15 protein-coding genes are annotated in these 17,794 nt (G+C 59.4%); 7 read left to right on the top strand and 8 right to left on the bottom strand.

Going from position 1 to position 17,794, the window contains the following annotated elements:
* Positions 1-95: 95 nt before the first annotated feature.
* Positions 96-1,379 (top strand): plasmid replication protein RepC, encoded by a 1,284-nt coding sequence (gene repC / locus FHT97_RS26990; protein ID WP_183864760.1) that lies wholly within the window; start codon positions 96-98, stop codon positions 1,377-1,379.
* Positions 1,380-1,581: 202 nt separating this feature from the next.
* Here repC and FHT97_RS26995 read toward each other — a convergent pair whose 3' ends face one another.
* The 5 genes from FHT97_RS26995 to FHT97_RS27015 form a co-directional block, all read right to left on the bottom strand.
* Positions 1,582-2,319 (bottom strand): ThuA domain-containing protein, encoded by a 738-nt coding sequence (locus tag FHT97_RS26995; RefSeq protein ID WP_183758117.1) that lies wholly within the window; start codon positions 2,317-2,319, stop codon positions 1,582-1,584.
* A 13-nt stretch (positions 2,320-2,332) separates the two neighbouring features.
* Complete coding sequence (gene ugpC / locus FHT97_RS27000; RefSeq protein WP_183864761.1) at positions 2,333-3,418, bottom strand: sn-glycerol-3-phosphate ABC transporter ATP-binding protein UgpC; 1,086 nt, start codon at positions 3,416-3,418, stop codon at positions 2,333-2,335.
* Positions 3,419-3,437: 19 nt separating this feature from the next.
* Positions 3,438-4,349, bottom strand: coding sequence for a carbohydrate ABC transporter permease (locus FHT97_RS27005; RefSeq protein WP_183864762.1), 912 nt, complete (start codon positions 4,347-4,349; stop codon positions 3,438-3,440).
* Between the two features lies 1 nt (position 4,350).
* Complete coding sequence (locus FHT97_RS27010; protein WP_183758111.1) at positions 4,351-5,238, bottom strand: sugar ABC transporter permease; 888 nt, start codon at positions 5,236-5,238, stop codon at positions 4,351-4,353.
* Positions 5,239-5,321: 83 nt separating this feature from the next.
* Complete coding sequence (locus FHT97_RS27015) at positions 5,322-6,614, bottom strand: extracellular solute-binding protein (RefSeq protein ID WP_183758109.1); 1,293 nt, start codon at positions 6,612-6,614, stop codon at positions 5,322-5,324.
* Between the two features lie 199 nt (positions 6,615-6,813).
* Here FHT97_RS27015 and FHT97_RS27020 point away from each other — a divergent pair, with 199 nt between their 5' ends.
* Together FHT97_RS27020 and FHT97_RS27025 are read left to right on the top strand one after the other, a co-directional pair.
* Positions 6,814-7,821 carry a Gfo/Idh/MocA family oxidoreductase gene (locus FHT97_RS27020; RefSeq protein ID WP_183864763.1) on the top strand — a complete coding sequence of 336 codons (1,008 nt, stop codon included), beginning with the start codon at positions 6,814-6,816 and terminating at the stop codon, positions 7,819-7,821.
* 15 nt (positions 7,822-7,836) lie between these two features.
* A complete protein-coding gene (locus FHT97_RS27025; RefSeq protein ID WP_183864764.1) occupies positions 7,837-8,826 on the top strand; it encodes a LacI family DNA-binding transcriptional regulator in 990 nt (329 codons plus the stop codon).
* 7 nt (positions 8,827-8,833) lie between these two features.
* Here the strand turns inward: FHT97_RS27025 and recX are convergent, their stop codons facing one another.
* Together recX and FHT97_RS27035 are read right to left on the bottom strand one after the other, a co-directional pair.
* Positions 8,834-9,385, bottom strand: a complete 552-nt coding sequence (gene recX / locus FHT97_RS27030; protein ID WP_183864765.1) for a recombination regulator RecX — start codon at positions 9,383-9,385, stop codon at positions 8,834-8,836.
* Positions 9,382-10,290: a LysR family transcriptional regulator gene (locus FHT97_RS27035; protein WP_183864766.1), complete on the bottom strand. Its 909-nt coding sequence runs from the start codon at positions 10,288-10,290 to the stop codon at positions 9,382-9,384. Before FHT97_RS27035 ends, recX begins: the two co-directional genes overlap by 4 nt.
* A gap of 106 nt (positions 10,291-10,396) precedes the next feature.
* On the opposite strand from FHT97_RS27035, the gene FHT97_RS27040 reads away from it, so the two are divergent.
* Genes FHT97_RS27040 through FHT97_RS27050 form a run of 3 tightly spaced genes read left to right on the top strand, consistent with a single transcriptional unit; the run spans position 10,397 to position 14,617 of the window.
* Complete coding sequence (locus tag FHT97_RS27040) at positions 10,397-11,797, top strand: VOC family protein (RefSeq protein ID WP_183864767.1); 1,401 nt, start codon at positions 10,397-10,399, stop codon at positions 11,795-11,797.
* Positions 11,798-11,846: 49 nt separating this feature from the next.
* The gene (locus FHT97_RS27045; protein ID WP_183864768.1) at positions 11,847-13,379 is read left to right on the top strand and encodes an aldehyde dehydrogenase family protein; all 1,533 of its coding nucleotides are present in this window, start codon (positions 11,847-11,849) and stop codon (positions 13,377-13,379) included.
* 8 nt (positions 13,380-13,387) lie between these two features.
* On the top strand, positions 13,388-14,617 hold the full coding sequence (locus tag FHT97_RS27050; protein ID WP_183758097.1) for a pyridoxal phosphate-dependent aminotransferase: 1,230 nt from the start codon (positions 13,388-13,390) through the stop codon (positions 14,615-14,617).
* Positions 14,618-14,761: 144 nt separating this feature from the next.
* Here FHT97_RS27050 and FHT97_RS27055 read toward each other — a convergent pair whose 3' ends face one another.
* On the bottom strand, positions 14,762-15,865 hold the full coding sequence (locus FHT97_RS27055) for a saccharopine dehydrogenase family protein (RefSeq protein WP_183758096.1): 1,104 nt from the start codon (positions 15,863-15,865) through the stop codon (positions 14,762-14,764).
* Between the two features lie 129 nt (positions 15,866-15,994).
* Between FHT97_RS27055 and FHT97_RS27060 the strand changes: the two genes are divergently transcribed.
* Positions 15,995-16,426, top strand: coding sequence for an Lrp/AsnC family transcriptional regulator (locus FHT97_RS27060; RefSeq protein ID WP_183758094.1), 432 nt, complete (start codon positions 15,995-15,997; stop codon positions 16,424-16,426).
* The last annotated feature ends 1,368 nt before the right edge of the window (positions 16,427-17,794 follow it).

Raw genomic sequence — 17,794 nt, forward strand, 5'->3', positions numbered from 1 at the left:
TTAGCAGCTAGAGAATCGCATTTCCGTGAATCCCTGTCAAGTATGGGCACCTTTTTGGTGAGTGGATTTCTTTTGCCTTCGTCAAGGTGAAGGTGATGGAAACAGGACATGTGACGACGCCTTTCGGGCGGCGGCCGATGACGCTTGGCATGCTCTCCAGCCAGAAGGCGGCGAGCGAGCTCAAGCCCGATCAATCGGTCGACAAATGGAAGATTTACAGGGCGCTTTGCGAGGCAAAGCCACTGCTCGGCGTAACCGACCGGGCGCTGGCGGTCCTCAACGCCCTGCTGAGCTTCTACCCGGCAAATCTCCTTTCCGAGGAAAGCGGTCTTGTCGTCTTTCCGTCAAACAGCCAGCTTTCGCTGCGTTCGCACGGCATGGCGGAGCAGACCATCCGTCGCCATCTCGCCGTGCTTGTCGAGGCCGGCCTGATCATCCGCAAGGATAGTCCGAACGGGAAGCGGTACGCGCGCAGAAACAAGGAGGGCTCGGTCGGAGATGCGTTCGGTTTCTCCCTCGCACCCTTGATCGTCCGGGCTGAGGAAATCGAGGCGCTGGCAGCTGAGGTCGCGGCGGAACGGCTGCATTTGCAAAGACTGCGCGAACAATTCACCCTCTGCCGCCGGGATGTTTCCAAACTGATCGAGACCGCGATCGACGAGGAGCTTCCGGGCGACTGGGAAACGGCCTTCACCTATTTCCGTGAACTTGTCGACGCCGTGCCGAGAACGCCGGCAGCCGATGAAATAGCCGCAGCGCTGGAGGCAATGCAGATCTTGCGTGACGATATTGCCAACAGGCTGGAAACATTGTTGAAAGCAAAAAAACCGAGCGGCAATCCCGCCCGAAATGAACGGCACATACAGAATTCAAACCCCGACTCTATTTTTGATCTTGAACCCGCTTTTGAAACAAAGCAGGAGGCAAATCCGGCGTCCCCGATTGAGCCCCCCGCTGAAAGGACGAGACAGAGATCAGATGGGCGCAGTGGGGTCAATCCGCAGGAGCGCGCCGGCAACGACAATTCGGGCCTAAAGTCCTTCCCGCTCGGAATGGTTCTGCAGGCCTGCCCGGATATGGCAGGCTATGGCCCCGGGGGCTCGATTACCAATTGGCGAGACATGATGGCGGCAGCGGTTGTGGTTCGGGGCACCCTCGGTGTCAGCGCGTCAGCGTACGAGGACGCGTGCAACACGATGGGACCGGAGAACGCAGCGACCGTTATGGCGTGCATTCTCGAACGAGGCGGACACATCAATTCAGCTGGCGCATATCTGCGTGATCTGACGCGAAGGGCAGAGCGCGGCGAGTTCTCGATCGGTCCAATGTTGATGGCACTGGTTCGTGCACGAGGGGCCGGATCGCGCCGGGCCGGGTGAGGTCGACCTCGTGTCTCGAATAAGGCTGAACAGCTGGATGTGCTGGGACGAAGATCGATGCCTCGCCAACGGAACGGACACGATGCGAATAGGTCGCAACGTTGAATTGCTGTCGAAGCGGCCAGGGAGATGGGGCCGCCTGCGTGTGCCGAGGATCTTGGACCGACCCAAGCAGGGCCGGTCTTTACCGGGCATAGTGCTTTTAGGCTGGGCGCTTGTGAAGCGGTACGGCCCTGTGCCAGTTTTCGAGGATCCGGCCATCGGTATGGGACTGCGTCGCCCAGCGGATCCCGTTCGAAATCACCTTGTGCACGGTCTTGTCGTGGTAGATCGGATAAGTCTCGTGCCCAGGACTGAAGAAGAAGATGCGACCGCGGCCACGTCGGAATGTGCATCCGCTGCGGAACACCTCACCCCCAGAGTACCACGAGATAAAAACCAGTTCGTCGGGTGGAGGAATGTCGAAGGGTTCGCCGTACATTTCGGAAGCATTGACTTCGAAATAAGGGGGCAGCCCCTCGGCGATCGGATGGGATGGATCAACGACCCATACCCGCTCGAGATCCCCTTGTGGCGTTTCGCGCCAGGAGAGGTTTGCGTTGGTTCCCATCAAACGGCGAAACAGCTTCGAGTGATGGCCGGAATGAAGAACGAGCAGACCCATTCCCTTGAGGACACGTTGCTGGATCCGGTCGATCAGCGCGTCGCTTACCTCTTCATGCGCCATGTGCCCCCACCACAGAAGGACATCGGTGTCGTTGAGAAGAATGTCCGGCAATCCCTCATGCGGGTCATCGAGCGTTCCCCTGCGTATCTCGAAGTCGGCATTGGCGATCCCGGTCGCAATCGCGCCGTCGATACGGTCGGGATAGATTTCCTGAACCTCCTTGTGGAGTTGCTCGTGGCGGCCTTCGTTCCAGATGGTGACCTTGATTGTCATGGTATCCTCGATGTTATGAAGCTTTTGCCGGGCGAATGACGCGGCCGGCGGAATCGAACAGGTGGCAGGCGGAGGTGTCGACCGCCAGGGACACGCGATCGCCCGGTCGCACTGTGATGTCACCTTCGGAGCGGACAACAATCGGCTGTTCCTGCGAACCGACAGTCAGGTATGTCTCGACGCCCAGCCGCTCGACGATCATGACCTCGGCCGAAAAGTCCCCCTGCCCTACCGCTGCGATCTTCAGGTGCTCAGGCCGGATGCCAAGAGTAGCCTCACCCTGTGGCACTATCCCACTCGCGTCCGTCAGGTCGAGCGAGAGACCAAACGGGCTCCGGACATGGGCCTGACCGGCGGTCGATCTGGTGATCGCGATCGGGATAGTGTTCATCTTCGGGGAGCCGATGAAAGTCGCAACGAATTCATTGTCAGGCTGATGGTAGAGCGTCATTGGAGCACCCTGCTGGGCAACGACACCTTTGTTGAGGACGATGATACGATCGGCCATGGTCATCGCCTCGACCTGGTCATGCGTCACGTAAACGACGGTTGCCTTCAGCTCGCGATGCAGGCGCTGCAATTCGGCACGCATCTGCACGCGCAGGGCGGAATCGAGATTGGACAAGGGCTCATCGAACAAGATCAGTGACGGCCTCTTGATGATGGCCCGACCGATCGCAACGCGCTGGCGCTGGCCGCCGGACAGGGCTGCCGGCCGACGATCGAGATAGTCGGTCAGTTGCAGGATCTCGGCGACCCCCTCGACCTGCCGGCGGATTTCGGCCTCCGGAACCTTCTTCAGGCTCAGTGAGAAGCCGATGTTCTCGGCCACGGTCATGTGCGGATAAAGGGCGTAGGATTGGAAGACCATGGCGATGCCACGCTTGTCGGGCGGCACGTCGTTGATCCGCTTGCCGTCAAGCATGAGATCGCCGTCGTCAATGCCCTCAAGACCGGCGATCATGCGCAGCAAAGTCGATTTTCCGCAGCCGGACGGGCCGACGAAAACCGCGAATTCGCCGTCTTCCACCGTGATGTCGACGCCCTTGATGACCTCCAAAGCGCCGTAGAATTTGCGAACGTTCCTGAGATTGATCATCGTAATGTACTTTCTGGTGTCAGCCTTTGACGCCGCCGGCAAATGTTTGCACGAGGAAGCGACGCGCAAAGCCGAAGGCTACGACTGCCGGCAGGAGGTAGATAAACGCGAGTGCCGCAAGCAGCCCGTAGTCTATCTCGTTGATGCGCAGAAATGCGCGGAACAGGCCGAGTGGCAGGGTCTGCAATTCCGGCGAAGAGAGGAAAATCAGCGGAAGCAGGAAGTCGCCCCAGGCAGACATGAAGGCGAACAGTCCGGCGGCAGCCAACCCCGGCAGCGCCAGCGGGATCAGCACACGGCGAATGCGCTGTATCAGGGTGGCGCCGTCCATCAGTGCCGCCTCTTCGTAGTCGCGTGGCAGACCGTCGAAGAACGTCTTCATGATCCAAAGGGCCAATGGCAGCTGCATTGTTGCAAGCACGAGGATCAAGCCGAGATAACCATCGATGAAACCGGTCCAGCGCATGATCGGTCGAGTGTATTCGCCGAAGATCGGCCTCAGAATGGCACCTTCAGCATTGTTCAATGTCAAAAGGAACTTGTAGAGCGGCACAACGAGCGCCGTCGGCGGAAGGACACGGATCAATAGGATGGCATAGAGAAACGGCAGCTTCCACCACGCTCGGGTTCGCGACAGCGCGTAGCCGCCAAGGCCGGCCAACACCATCACCAGCACCGTGGCGCCGCCAACGACGAAGAGCGAATTGAAAAGCCATTTCGCACCATCTTCCTTTGTAAAGACGCGGAGGTAGTTGGCGAAGCTCCACTGCTCGGGCCAGCGAAGGAACAGCTGCGCGTTGCCGTCGAAGGAGGCGAGAAGCACCCAGAAGAAGGGAACTGCGCAGAAGATCGAGATCAGAGACAGCGTTGCGTAGGCAAGCAGGTCCGATCGGGTCTTGTTGGCATTTTCGCTTGGGGAAATCGCTGACATGTCAGACCTCCACTTTCATCGCCCTGACATAGCCGACGCCGAGAACCAGCGAGATCAGTAGTGCTACGACGGCGACAGCTGCGCCATAACCGAGTTGGAACGCTGTGAAGGATTGATTGTAAATGTAGATGCTGACCAGCTCCGTCGCCCCGCCGGGGCCACCGCGGGTCAGCGCGTAGACGAGGCCGAAGACGGCGATGGTCGAGACGGCGGAGATCAGCATATAGAGAAGGATCGTCGGCATCATCAGCGGCAAGGTGATGCGGCGGAACATCTGTGAAGGCGTTGCGCCATCCATACGGGCGGCCTCATATATCTCGTTTGGGATGGTGCTCAGACCAGCAGTCAACAGGATCATCGCCGTCGCGATGCCGCGCCACGTGTTGACGATGATGATCATCGACAGCGGAAAGATCTGCAACCAGTCGGCCGGCGTCACGCCGAAGAAGCTGACGATGCGGCTGAGCGTTGCCTGCTCGCCTCCGGCCAGCATCGAAATCCACATAAAGCCTGCAACCACCTCTGGTGCTGCGTTCGGAAGAAGGATGATCGAGGAGAAGAGGCGGCGGAAATGGATACGACGACGCAGCGCCATCGCCGAGACGAGGCCAAGCACGAATTGTCCGATGACTGCGGAGCCGACGACGAACAGGAAGGTGACGAGCAAGGAGTTCCAGAACTTCGCGTCGTTCAGAAGCCGCGCATAGTTGCGAATACCGACGAAGCGCGGCCGCAGTGCGGCAGCCCCAGTCAGCGCTTCATTGGTGAAGCTTAGGTAGATGGAGTAAAGCGCGGGATAGATCACGAAGGCCAGAAGCAGTGCAAGCGAGGGCAGCAGGATCAGAAGAAGCTGCCGTTCGGCGCGCCTTTCGTGGACGTTTCTGGCCATTGAAAGCTCTACAACTCATTTCGGAAGGGAAATCTGGAAACGCGGGCGGGCCCGCGTTTCCCTCGCAATGAGTAAGTAGACGCTTACTTTATGACCTCGTCGCCGAGCGTTTCCTTGACGTAGTCGACCAGGATTTTCTGTGCGCCGGCAGCATCGGTTTCCTTACGCAGGAGCGCTTCCGTTGCGCGGGCAACACCTTCGGAAACGGTGCCGAAGCCGGAAGCCTGCTTAAGGAAGGTGCCGTTCTCCGCCGCGGCATGGATCGGAACGAGTTCCGTCAGCTTCTGGAAGTCGGCGTTCTTCGCCGCATCCTTGCTGGACGGGATGTTGCCGATACGGGCCGCGTAGGAAACCTGTGTCTCCACCGAACCAATCTCCATCAGAGCCTTCTTGGCGAGTTCCACGTTGGCGGACTTGGAGTTGACGGCCCATGGGGCTGCCAGGTTGGCGAGAACATACTGACCGCCGGTTTGGCCGGGAACGGTCCAGGTGCCGACAACCTTGGTCACCTCAGGAATGGGGTTCTTGCTTTCACGACCCCAGTCGAAAATATAGCACCAGGAACCGCAAGTGGTTGCGGCAAGTTTGCCGGCCGGGAACATCTGATACTTTGGCACAACCCAGGGTTCAGGTCCGAGCAACGGCTGCGTTGGCATCAGGTCGTTGTCGATCAGCTGCTTGTAGACATCAAAGACATCCTTGATGCCCTCACCATTCAAATCGAGCTTACCGTTGGCATCAACGAGCTGCGGCGTCTTGGAACCGACGACCAGATGCTGAAAGCCTTCGTCGAAGGCGCCGCTTCCCCAGGAAACGCCGGCCGGGAAGAGCAGACCATATGCGCCGGTCTTCTTCTTGATTTCAGCGGCGCGATCGAGCAGTTCCTTCCAGGTCTTCGGCTGCTCGGTGGAGATGCCGGCCTTATCGAGAACGTCCTTGCGATAATAGATTTCCTGAATGCCAAGCATGAACGGCATCACATAGGTTTCGCCATCCGGGCTGACGGCCAGCTGCTTGGCGACATCATAGAAATTGGCGTAGCCGTCCCATGCCTTGATTTCCTTGGTCACCGGCGCGAGGTAACCGGCCTCGACCATGTCAGCGACAGCGGCCGTCGTCGGGATGGAAAAGAGGTCCGGGGCGTTGCCGGCGCCGAGCTCGGTCAACAGCTTCGTCAGATAATCCTTGTCAGGCGCAGGGTATTCGACGACCTCGACGGTTACACCGTATTTCTTTTCGATCTTCTCGACCGTCGACTTCATGGCGTCGATGCCGGCCTGACCGTGATTGGCAATTCGGATTGTCTCGGCATGCGCCAGCGTGGAAACAGCGCCGAGCAGAATGGCGCACAGGCCACCAATGACCGTCTTCTTCAACGGAAGTCCTCCCTTTTGGTTCGCGGCGCCCTCCAGCACCACAGTCAAAAATGTACACGCATTCCTATTACTGGCAAGATGGATTTTGATGCGTTTTTTGATCTAACGCTAACGCATTGAAAAGACGTGTTTTAATAAATCTTGTCTTCATTCGGTCATTTGTGTAACCGTATACACACTGCATTCGGGAGGATTTTGGATGTCACAAAAATTGCGGCTTGGCGTCATTGGCGCAGGCCTGAAGGCGGCCGAGTATGCGGCAAGCTGGGCACGCATGCCCGAGATCGAATTTGTCGCGCTTGCCGATACGATGCCTTCCTCCCGAAAGCGCCTGATTGACGTATGCGTTGCCGCTGGAGCAGGCGCGCCGAAGAGCTTCGACGACTACCGAGAGATGTTGGCTTCCTGCCGAACGGAGCTGGATGTCGTCTATGTCTCCACGCCGCATGCGTTTCACGGTGAGCAGGCAACGGCTGTCGCGGAAGCCGGCCTCGACCTCTTCCTTGAAAAGCCGATGGTGACGACGGTGGCGGAAGCCGAACGGCTGATTGGGGCGCAGAAGAAGAGCGGTGTGACCATCGTAACCGCTTTCCAGGGCGGTCTTTCGCCCCTCGTGATCGATACGCGCAAGCGGGCGCTTGCCGGGGAGTTCGGCCACCTGATTGCAATATCGGGGATGATCTGGGAAAGCTGGTCCGGCAACTATGACGGTCACTGGAAGCAACAGCCGGAGATTTCAGGCGGCGGTTTCATGTTCGACACCGGCGCCCACATGATGAACACTGTCTGCCTGCTGGCCAACTCGGACTTCGAGAGCGTGTCGGCCTATATGAACAATCACGGCAAGGAGGTCGACATTGCCACCGCGGTCTCGGCCCGCCTCAAGAACGGCGCGCTGGCGACGCTGACGGCTGCCGGCGAGGGTCCTCCCGGCTGCGCTTCCTACATCACCTTCTTCTATTCGAAAGCAATCGTTCGCATCGATGCCTGGGGCGGATGGCGCGAGATCAGCCTCGGGCGAAACGCCGAGCCGCGAGAAGAGGCGGAAATTCTCGGCAATCCGATGAAAAACTTCCTGGCCATTCGCGAAGGGACAATGGAAAACACCGGCTCCGTTGAAATGGGCCTGCGATTCGCTAGGCTATGGGATGCAATCAAGGAATCAGCTGCGGCAGACGGGCTCCCCGTCCGGATCTCCGCGCCATAGACGTGGAATGTAGAAATGAGCAAGCGACGGGTCACCTCGAAGGAACTGGCAAAGCTTGCTGGGGTGTCGTCTGCGACGATCTCGCGTGCCTTCTCGCCCGATTCCAGAATCGGAAGTGCAACGCGCGACCGCATCCTGGCCGTTGCTCGCGAGTATGGATACCAGCCGAATGCCATTGCGCGCTCACTCAACAACCAGCGATCGAGGCTGGTGGCGCTGGTGGTCAACGCAATCGGCAATCCGTGCGAAGCAGAAGAGCAGCAACTACTCGTTCATCGCCTCCAGGCCAGGCAACTTCTGCCTATCATTCTGTGTTGTGCCGACCACGATGATCGGTTGCAGCTCATGCGCTTAGCCTCGACCTATCAGGTTGATCATGTCGTCGTCTTCTCCGACATGGTCTCGATGCAGGACGCGATCGACATCTTCCATACGACGAAGCCGATCATCGTCTCCTTTGAACCGCTCGACAATGAGAAGGTCTCAAGCGTCCGGATAGACGGATCGGCCGCCGCTGACGAGATCATCGGCAAGATTGTCGGTGATGGGAAGAAGCGGTTCGCCTACCTCGCGGGAACAAAGTCAAGCTGGATCGACAAGCTGAGGCGCAGGTGGTTTGTCGAGGGCCTCGCCAAGCGCGGCCTGACGCTACAGGCCGAGGCCTTTGGCGACTACAGCTACGATTCCGGTTTCAAGGAAGCTGTTTTGCTTCTTCACCGCGCCAAGGTGGATGCCATCATCTGCGGCAACGACGTCATGGCAATTGGTGCGCGCGATGCGGCACGGCGCGTACTCGGGAAGAACACGCCCGACGATATTGCCATCGTTGGACAGGACGGAATCGCGATGGCGGCTTGGGATTGCAATGACCTGACGACGCTGAGCCTCGACCATGTGGCCTTCATCGATGCAGTTATGGAGCTCATCGAGCGCCATGACGCCGAACTCGAAGGCCCCCACAGCATTACTCTGACCTGCACGGCCCGCTGGGGCTCTACTGCATAGGAAAGAGCTATCGAGATCGCGCGATCATAACGTCTTCCGCCTCTTCGCGGCTCATACCAAGAACAGCCCTGCCTATGTCGAAGCTGAAACCGTTGCGTGCGAACGCCGCCATCTCTTTGGTCACACGGTCGCGATCGCCGTCGCCTCGCCGAAATGGCCCGAACGCGCGTTTGCGCGCCAAGACCACGGCGGCCAGCAAGTCGTCTGCCTCATCGAGCGCGGCCGTGATGACCTCGCCATCGACACCCTTCTGTGACAGTTTCTGAGCGATGTGTCGCTTCGATCTGCCACTGCGAACCCCGGAGCGCGTCCTGATTTCAGCGTAGGCAGTATCGTTCAGGCCCGCATGCTCGTAGGCGAACGCGACGGCGAAGTTCGCAATCGCCTTGAGTTGCGCCTCGTTGATGTCTGTGAATTTTTGCTTCGCCTTACGGATGATGGCATCGAACAGTTGTCTTTCCGTCATCATCTGCCGCTCGAGCCGATAGATCGTCGAGTTTCTGGCCCAGCTCAGCATGCGTGCAGTCGGGATATCGGATGGTGTCGGCTCGTTGCTCACGATTGAATGGCGTCCTTGTTGCTTATCTGTGAGAGGAGCCAAGCCGTGAACGCCAGGCCGAGCGTATGTTCTCGCTTACCATCCGGCGTCACCACATAGTAGTTGTTCTCGGTCGACATCGGTCGGTCGACAACGATTTTGAGTTTTCCGGAGCTCAGCTCCTGTTCGATCAGATATAGTGGCAGAAGCGCAAACCCCAGTGCCATTGAGGCTGCTTCGATGATCATCGAAAACTGGTCGAACCGGTTGCCTCGATAAGACGGATCGGCGTCGATGTCGCAGTGTTCGAACCACTGGCGCCAAAGTCTCGGGCGCGTCGCCAGATGCAGGAGAGGCTTGTCTACAAGTTCCGCTGCGCTCGCGACTGGATCAGATTTCAGCAGGCTCGGGCTGGCAACCGGAACGATCTTTTCGTCGCAGAGAAAGGTGCAGGTTGCGCGTGCCCAAATCGGCTGGCCGTAGTGAATGGCAAGATCAAAGCCTTCCTCCTCAAAGTCGAACGGCTCTGAGCGAGAGGCTATGTCGACGAGGGAACCTGGATGGATCGCCAGAAAATTTGGCAGCCGAGGCGTCAGCCAGCGGCTGCCGAATGTCGGCAAGGTGGCGATCGAAAGGGTTGCCGTGGCGCCGGAAGCCGCCCGGATCATCATCTCTTCCGTCTGGTGCAGGAGACGTCGTGCCTCCGGCAAAAGCCGCTTGCCGGCTTCCGACAGGATCGCTCGCTGCCGCACGCGTTCGAACAGGAGGACACCGAGCTGCGTTTCAAGGTCCTTGATTTGCCGGCTGACGGCGCTTTGCGTCAGGTTCAGTTCGAGGGCTGCCCTGGTGAAGTTGCCGTGGCGGGCGGCCGACTCGAAGGACTGCAGTGTAGTCAAGTCAGGCATGAGCTTTCGAGGCAAGATCATTCCGAAACCGCATCATCTTAGCTTCATTTATCGTTATTCATCTACTCCAGGCGCGATATGATCGCAATCCAGAATGAACTCTTCCTACAGGCACTGTGAGATAGATATGTCGACCAGAAGTTTCGTCTCCTCCTGCAGCATCCGCTCTGCATTTTCCGCGGCTATGTCTGCCATGTATCGGACCGAGGTGCCGGCCTACGGCACGCTGATGAATATCGTGGCCAGGGTAAACACGGCAACGCTCAACGCCGATCCGGCGCTTAAGCAGAGGCTTGAAGAAACCGATTCCCTGGAGCGTGTATCTGAAGAGCGACACGGCGCGATCCGTCTTGGGACGGCTGCAGAACTTGCGATGATGCGGCGCGTCTTCGCCGTTATGGGCATGTTTCCGGTCGGCTACTACGACCTTAGCGAGGCCGGGGTGCCGGTCCATTCCACCGCGTTCCGGCCAGTGGGCGATGCGGCCTTGAAGCGCAATCCGTTCCGCGTCTTCACCTCTCTCCTGCGTCTCGATCTGATTGCTGACGAGGCACTTCGCGCCGAAACCGAGACGATCCTGCAGAAGCGTCAGATCTTCACCGCCGGTGCTGCCGAACTGACGGAAAAGGCCGAACAGCAAGGCGGTCTCGACGCGGACGATGCCAATCGCTTCGTTGCCGAGGTTCTGGAGACTTTCCGTTGGCACAATCAGGCCGATGTCGACCTCGCCATGTACAAGCGCCTGCATGATGCGCACCGGCTGATCGCCGATGTTGTCTCCTTCAAGGGCCCGCACATCAATCACCTGACTCCGCGCACGCTCGATATCGACGAAGTACAGCGCCTGATGCCGGAATATGGCATTGCGCCAAAGGCCGTTGTCGAGGGTCCGCCAAGCCGGCGCTGTGCCATTCTGTTGCGGCAGACGTCGTTCAAGGCGCTCGAGGAAGCCGTCTCTTTCCAGGGTGCGGATGGGACCTGGCAGCAAGGAACACATACGGCTCGTTTCGGCGAGATCGAAAGCCGCGGTATCGCCCTGACGCCGAAGGGCCGCGGCCTTTACGACAAGCTTTTGACGGAGTCGCGCAAGGTGGTGCGCCCGGCAGCCGATGGCTCGAACGCGAGAGCTTATGAAAAGGCGCTCGCCGATGCGTTCGTGCCTTTCCCTGACAGTTGGGCCGAAATTCGCGACCAGGGCCTTGGTTACTTCCGCTACTCGCTCACCCCAAAGGGCCAAAGCACGATTGCCTCGGCTGATGTGAGCATTGATCAACTCGTGGCAGATGGTCTCGTCTGCTTCGACCCGATCGTCTATGAGGACTTCCTGCCCGTCAGCGCGGCTGGCATCTTCCAATCCAACCTCGGCGATGAGGCGGCGCAGGATTTTACCGCAAACCCCAACCAGCAGCGCTTCGAGCGCGATCTCGGTGCCTCGGTTTTTAACGAATTCGACCACTACGCCGGTATCGAGGCGCAATCGATGGCTGAGTGCCGGGCCCTTCTGACTGCGGCGCAAGCGGCTGAATAAAGCGACAGCTGAAACCGACAATCCTCCAGAACATCAGAGAGTTTTTCACATGACCATCGCAGCAAGAACAGTGAATGTAACCCAGGAAACCGTCGCACTTCTCGACAAGATCGGCGTCGACAAGGCGCTCTACACCGGTGGAGACATGGCCTCTTACAGCCCGGTCACGGGTGAACAGCTCGCTGCCCTGAAGACGGACAGCCGTGATGCCGCGACCGCGAAGATCGAAAAAGCCGCCCGCGCCTTTCAGGCCTGGCGCCTGGTTCCCGCGCCCAAGCGCGGCGAACTCGTTCGCCTGCTCGGCGAGGAACTGCGCGCGGTGAAGACGGAGCTTGGCCGACTGGTGTCGATCGAGGCCGGCAAAATTCCGTCCGAAGGTCTTGGTGAAGTGCAGGAAATGATCGACATCTGCGATTTTGCCGTCGGTCTGTCCCGCCAGCTCTACGGCCTGACGATCGCAACCGAACGCCCCGGCCATCGGATGATGGAAACCTGGCATCCGCTCGGTGTCGTCGGTGTCATCTCCGCCTTCAACTTCCCGGTTGCCGTCTGGGCCTGGAACGCCGCGCTGGCGTTGGTTTGCGGCAATGCCGTCGTCTGGAAGCCTTCGGAGAAGACGCCGCTGACCGCGCTCGCTTCGCAGACGATCCTGCAGCGTGCCATTGCCCGTTTCGGCGACGCGCCGGAGGGTCTGAGCGAAGTGCTGATCGGCGATCGTGCCATCGGCGAGATTCTGGTCGATAACCCGAAGGTACCGGTGGTATCCGCGACGGGCTCGACCCGCATGGGCCGGGAAGTCGGTCCGCGGCTGGCGCGCCGTTTTGCCCGTTCGATCCTCGAGCTCGGCGGTAACAACGCGGGTATCGTCTGCCCGTCTGCCGATCTCGACATGGCGCTGCGCGCCATCGCCTTTGGTGCCATGGGCACGGCAGGCCAGCGTTGCACGACGCTTCGCCGTCTCTTCGTGCACGAAAGCGTCTACGACCAGCTCGTGCCGCGCCTGAAGAAAGCCTATGCCAATGTCTCGGTCGGCAACCCGCTCGAAACGACGGCGCTTGTCGGTCCGCTGATCGACAAGCTTGCCTTCGACGGCATGCAGAAGGCGCTCGGCGAGGCGAAGGCCCATGGCGGCGCCGTCAACGGCGGTGAGCGCGTCGCAATGCCCCACGACAAAGCTTACTACGTCAAGCCGGCGCTGGTGGAAATGCCCGCGCAGGTCGGCCCAGTGCTGGAAGAAACGTTCGCGCCAATCCTTTACGTGATGAAATACAACGACTTCGACAAGGTGATCGAAGACCACAACGCTGTCGGCGCTGGTCTCTCCTCCTCGATCTTCACGCTGGACCTTCGCGAAGCCGAGCGTTTCCTCTCGGCCGACGGATCCGATTGCGGCATCGCCAACGTCAACATCGGGACTTCGGGTGCCGAAATCGGCGGAGCGTTTGGTGGTGAGAAGGAAACCGGCGGCGGTCGCGAGTCTGGCTCCGACGCGTGGAAGGCTTACATGCGCCGCGCTACCAACACGGTGAACTACTCCAGGGCTCTGCCACTTGCGCAGGGCGTCACCTTCGAAATCGAATAGGAGCTGATATGACGATCGATGTGAAAATGGAGGCGGGTTTTAGGCCCGCCTCGAGGATATCTTCTATCGGTGTCTCCGAGATCCTGCAGATCGGTGCACGCGCCGCGGCCATGAAGCGGGAAGGCAAGCCGGTCATCGTCCTTGGCGCCGGCGAACCTGATTTCGAAACGCCCGACCATGTCAAGCAGGCAGCCTGGGACGCCATGCAGCGTGGGGACACCAAATACACCGCGCTCGACGGCACGCCGGCGCTGAAGGAGGCGATCCGCACCAAGTTTCAGCGCGAGAACGATGTTTCTTTCGACGTGAGCGAGATAACGGTCGCCACCGGTGCAAAGCAGATCCTCTTCAACGCGATGATGGCGACTATTGATGCGGGTGATGAGGTTATCATCCCCACGCCCTACTGGACGTCCTATTCCGACATTGTCCAGATCTGCCAAGGAAAGCCGGTTCTCGTCCCCTGCGATGCGCAAAGCGGCTTTCGGCTTACGGCCGAGAAGCTCGAGGCGGCGATCACGCCGCGGACACGCTGGCTATTATTGAACTCGCCATCCAACCCATCCGGCGCAGCCTATAGCGCCGCTGACTACCGCCCGTTGCTGGATGTGCTCCTCAGACATCCGCATGTCTGGCTGATGGTCGACGACATGTACGAACACATCGTCTATGACGATTTTCGTTTCGTCACGCCGTTGCAGTTGGAGCCGCGTCTGCGTGAACGCACGCTTACGATCAACGGCGTCTCCAAAGCCTATGCCATGACGGGCTGGCGCATCGGCTATGCCGGCGGCCCGAAGGCGCTCATCAAGGCGATGGCGGTCGTACAGAGCCAGGCAACGTCCTGCCCCTCCTCGATCAGTCAGGCGGCGGCCGTTGCGGCACTCAGCGGACCGCAGGATCTTCTTGCGGAGCGAACCGAAAGCTTCAGGCGGCGTCGCGATCTGGTCGTTTCGGGGCTCAACGCCATCGATGGTCTTGATTGCCGCACGCCCGAAGGTGCTTTTTATACCTTTTCCGGCTGCGGTGGAATTCTCGGCCTGACAACGGCAAGCGGCCGCAGGATCACGACGGACAGCGAGTTCTGCGCCTACCTGCTCGAAGAGGCGAATGTCGCCGTTGTGCCGGGCTCGGCCTTCGGCCTGTCTCCCTTCTTCAGGATCTCCTACGCCTCGGCGCAGGCAGATCTCAAAGAGGCGCTGGAGCGTATCGCGGTTGCTTGCCAACGGCTCGGTTGAGCCACGGCGTGCGAGGCGGGTTTTGCCGGCTTCGCGCACTGTCTGCCTATCGTTGACGGAAGTTCGGCCTTCGCCAGAGTTAAAATGCAAAAACGCCCGGATCGTCTCCGGGCGTTTTCTCTTGCTTAAGTTTTGGCCGGCTGATCAACCAGCAATCTTTTCGCCGTAAGCCTTCTGCGCATAGTAGTGGCCGAAGCGGCTGTCGAGGAACGCATCAAGTCCGACATCTTCCTGGCGGATGAAGCCCTTCGCCGGCAGATCGCCCTTGGCCAACATGTCGAGAACGGCGCAAATGCTGCAGGCGGTCGTGATCTGGATGGCGCTCATCATGCGGCCGGCAACAACGGCGCTGTAGACCTTGTTGGCATAGGTTTCCTGTACAAGGCGACCGGTCTTCCAACCGGACACGGTGACGAAGACGATGACGACGTCCTGCATGGTGGACGGCAGTGCGTGCTCGAGGATATCCTTGAGGACTTCGCGGCGATGGCGCAGGCCGAGATCGCTGAGCAGCGCCTTCATGATGGCGGCGTGGCCGGGATAGCGGATGGTGCGATAATTCAGCGTGCGAACCTTGCCCTTCAGCGTCTCGCAGAGCGTGCCGAGTCCACCCGAGGTGTTGAAGGCCTCGTAGGTCACGCCGTCGAGCGAGAATTCTTCGCGCTCTTCCAGCGCCGGCACTTCGATCAATTGTCCGTCGACGATCGCTTCACACGGCTCGATGTATTCGTTGATAACGCCGTCGGTGCTCCAGGTCAGATTGTAGTTGAGCGCATTCGACGGATATTGCGGCAAAGCCCCAACGCGCATGCGGACGCTATCGAGTTTGTCGAAGCGGCTGGCAAGATCGTTGGCGACGATCGAGATGAAGCCTGGCGCGAGGCCGCATTGCGGGATGAAGGCGGTGGACGCGTTCGCAGCAATCGCCTTGACGCGGCGGGTGGATTCGACGTCTTCGGTTAGGTCGAGGTAGTGCACGCCGGCCTCGGCGGCAGCCTCGGCGATCGCGATCGTCAGGTGGAACGGAGCAGCACTCAGGACGGCGAATTTGCCGGAGAGCAGTTTGACCACGGCGGCATGGTCAGCGATATCGATTTCCGCCAGGCTGAGGGCGGAATTCGCCTCCATGTGTTCCAGTTGCTGCTTGCTGCGATCGGCAAGCGTAACGTGATAGTCGCCGGAATGGATGAGAAGGCGGGCAATCGTTGAGCCGATCTTGCCGGCACCGATGACGACGATGTTTTTCATATGTGTTCCCCTAACTGGATCCAAAAATCTTTATGGCCTTTTTATTCACGTCAGGTTGGTTGATTCAAAGCGCCATATTGATAAGAATGACCGCCGTATTTTGGCGGATTGCCGCCGGAGATGGTCAATATGACGATGAGCGACAAAGATCGGCAGCTTTTGTCGATCCTCAGCGAGAATGCCCGCATACCGACGGCCATGTTGGCCCGCAAGCTTGGCCTGTCACGCACGACAGTCCAGGCGAAGATTGAGCGGCTGGAGCGGGACGGCGTCATTGCGGGCTACGGTGTGCGCCTGTCGGAGTCTTTCGAAAGCGGGCAGATAAAGGCGCATGTGCTCATCACGCTGGCAGCGAAGGCACTTGGGCGCGTGACGCTTGAGCTACAGGCGATCGCGCACGTCCGCGTCGTCTATTCCGTTAGCGGCAGCTTCGACATGATCGCAATCGTTGCCGCGGAATCCATCAGCGAGCTCGATACGGTCATTGACAAGATCGGCGAGATCGAGGGGGTCGAAAAGACCCTCTCGTCGATTATCCTATCGACGCGCGTCAACCGTTAGAGTAGTCCGGTCGCATTGCGCGCACCATTTTGGTGGCTGGCCGGTGGGGCGTTGCGCCCCTGACATCGGCGCTGGTGGCTGACAATGATTGGTTTCGGTCGATCGAAGACGGGCCCGACGTATTCGCGCTGCAACGCGTGACGGAAGATGCTCGGTTGTTTCTCCGGATTGTCCAAGCGTTAAGGTCGCCCGTTGCAGCGCTTAAGGTAACTGCCTCCGGTGCGTTCATCGTGTGACGATGCCCGCGACTGTCTGCCGATTGTCGCTTCCGGGCGGGTAGCATGCGCGCCGCTGCCAAGGATTGTTTTGGGTGCTGACACAGGATCCAGGCCGCTGGCATGGTATCTCGGAAACGTCGAATTGATGTGGCTGCTCGAACGCCAGTGTGCCGAGGCGCCGTCATTTCAGTTGCGTTGACGGCGTGTGTGGACAAGCGGGAGACGATGCCCGCACTATTCGCGGCGGGCTTTCACCGGGGTCACGTCTTTCCCTGCGCATTGGTGGAGAGGAGGTATGAATTTGACGAGCGGCGCTCGATGGTACGTCATCATCATCTGGCAGATTAGGGCCGTCGCATCAGAAGTTTGCCGAGGATGAACTCACGTTGGTGATACGTCCGCGCCGGCAGGTTAACGCTTTTCTCGAGCCATGAATTTGTTTTGCCGTCGCAGCAACAGGCCTGTTGCCGGATCATTGTGAGAGAGAGCCGATGTGCGTGAGATCGTCGGTTTCTGGACGCGCCTGGAACGCGCAGCTTTTTGCATTCTGTCACAATTAGCGGCGCGGTGGTGATCTAGGCTGGAACATCCTCACCGCTGGCGCACGGCTCCAAGGAGTCGATTGCAGACCACGCTCCCGTTTCTGGAGGTTCGGGGGCGGCCGCCTATGTATGTCAACCGAAGTCCTTTTGGCGGCCACGTCGACCTGGACCCGTCGGAAAGTTCCCCGCGGGGAACGATCCAAGCTTGAGTTCGAAGCGCGCCAGAAACCGATGTCGGAATTCTGCAGGGCGGTTTAAGTGGCTAAATGTTCAGCAGCAAGCGCTTCCTGCTCCCGTTTGGTTCTGGATGCGCGTTGGCTTCGATCCGGTGATGACACTAATGGTCAGGGTGCCAGACCAAAATGGCCTGTCTGATAGGACGGGGTCGCTCTGAGCCCGCGGTGGAGGCCCCGGTTGGCATGCAGCAATGGGGTCGTTTTTCAGAGTGTGATGGACAACACGGGCCGGCCAACGCTGACTGCCAATAGGGCGCGTACCGTGGGAATGGCGAGGCGTCGGGTTTGTGCTGGCAGCCGCAGCGCGATCAGGGTTCATCGGGCACTTGCTCATCGGGCACTTGCCGTCGCGATATTTGAGAGTTCCCCGCG

This window comes from Rhizobium sp. BK399, from assembly GCF_014194695.1.
In the GTDB taxonomy this organism is placed as follows: Bacteria; Pseudomonadota; Alphaproteobacteria; order Rhizobiales; family Rhizobiaceae; genus Rhizobium.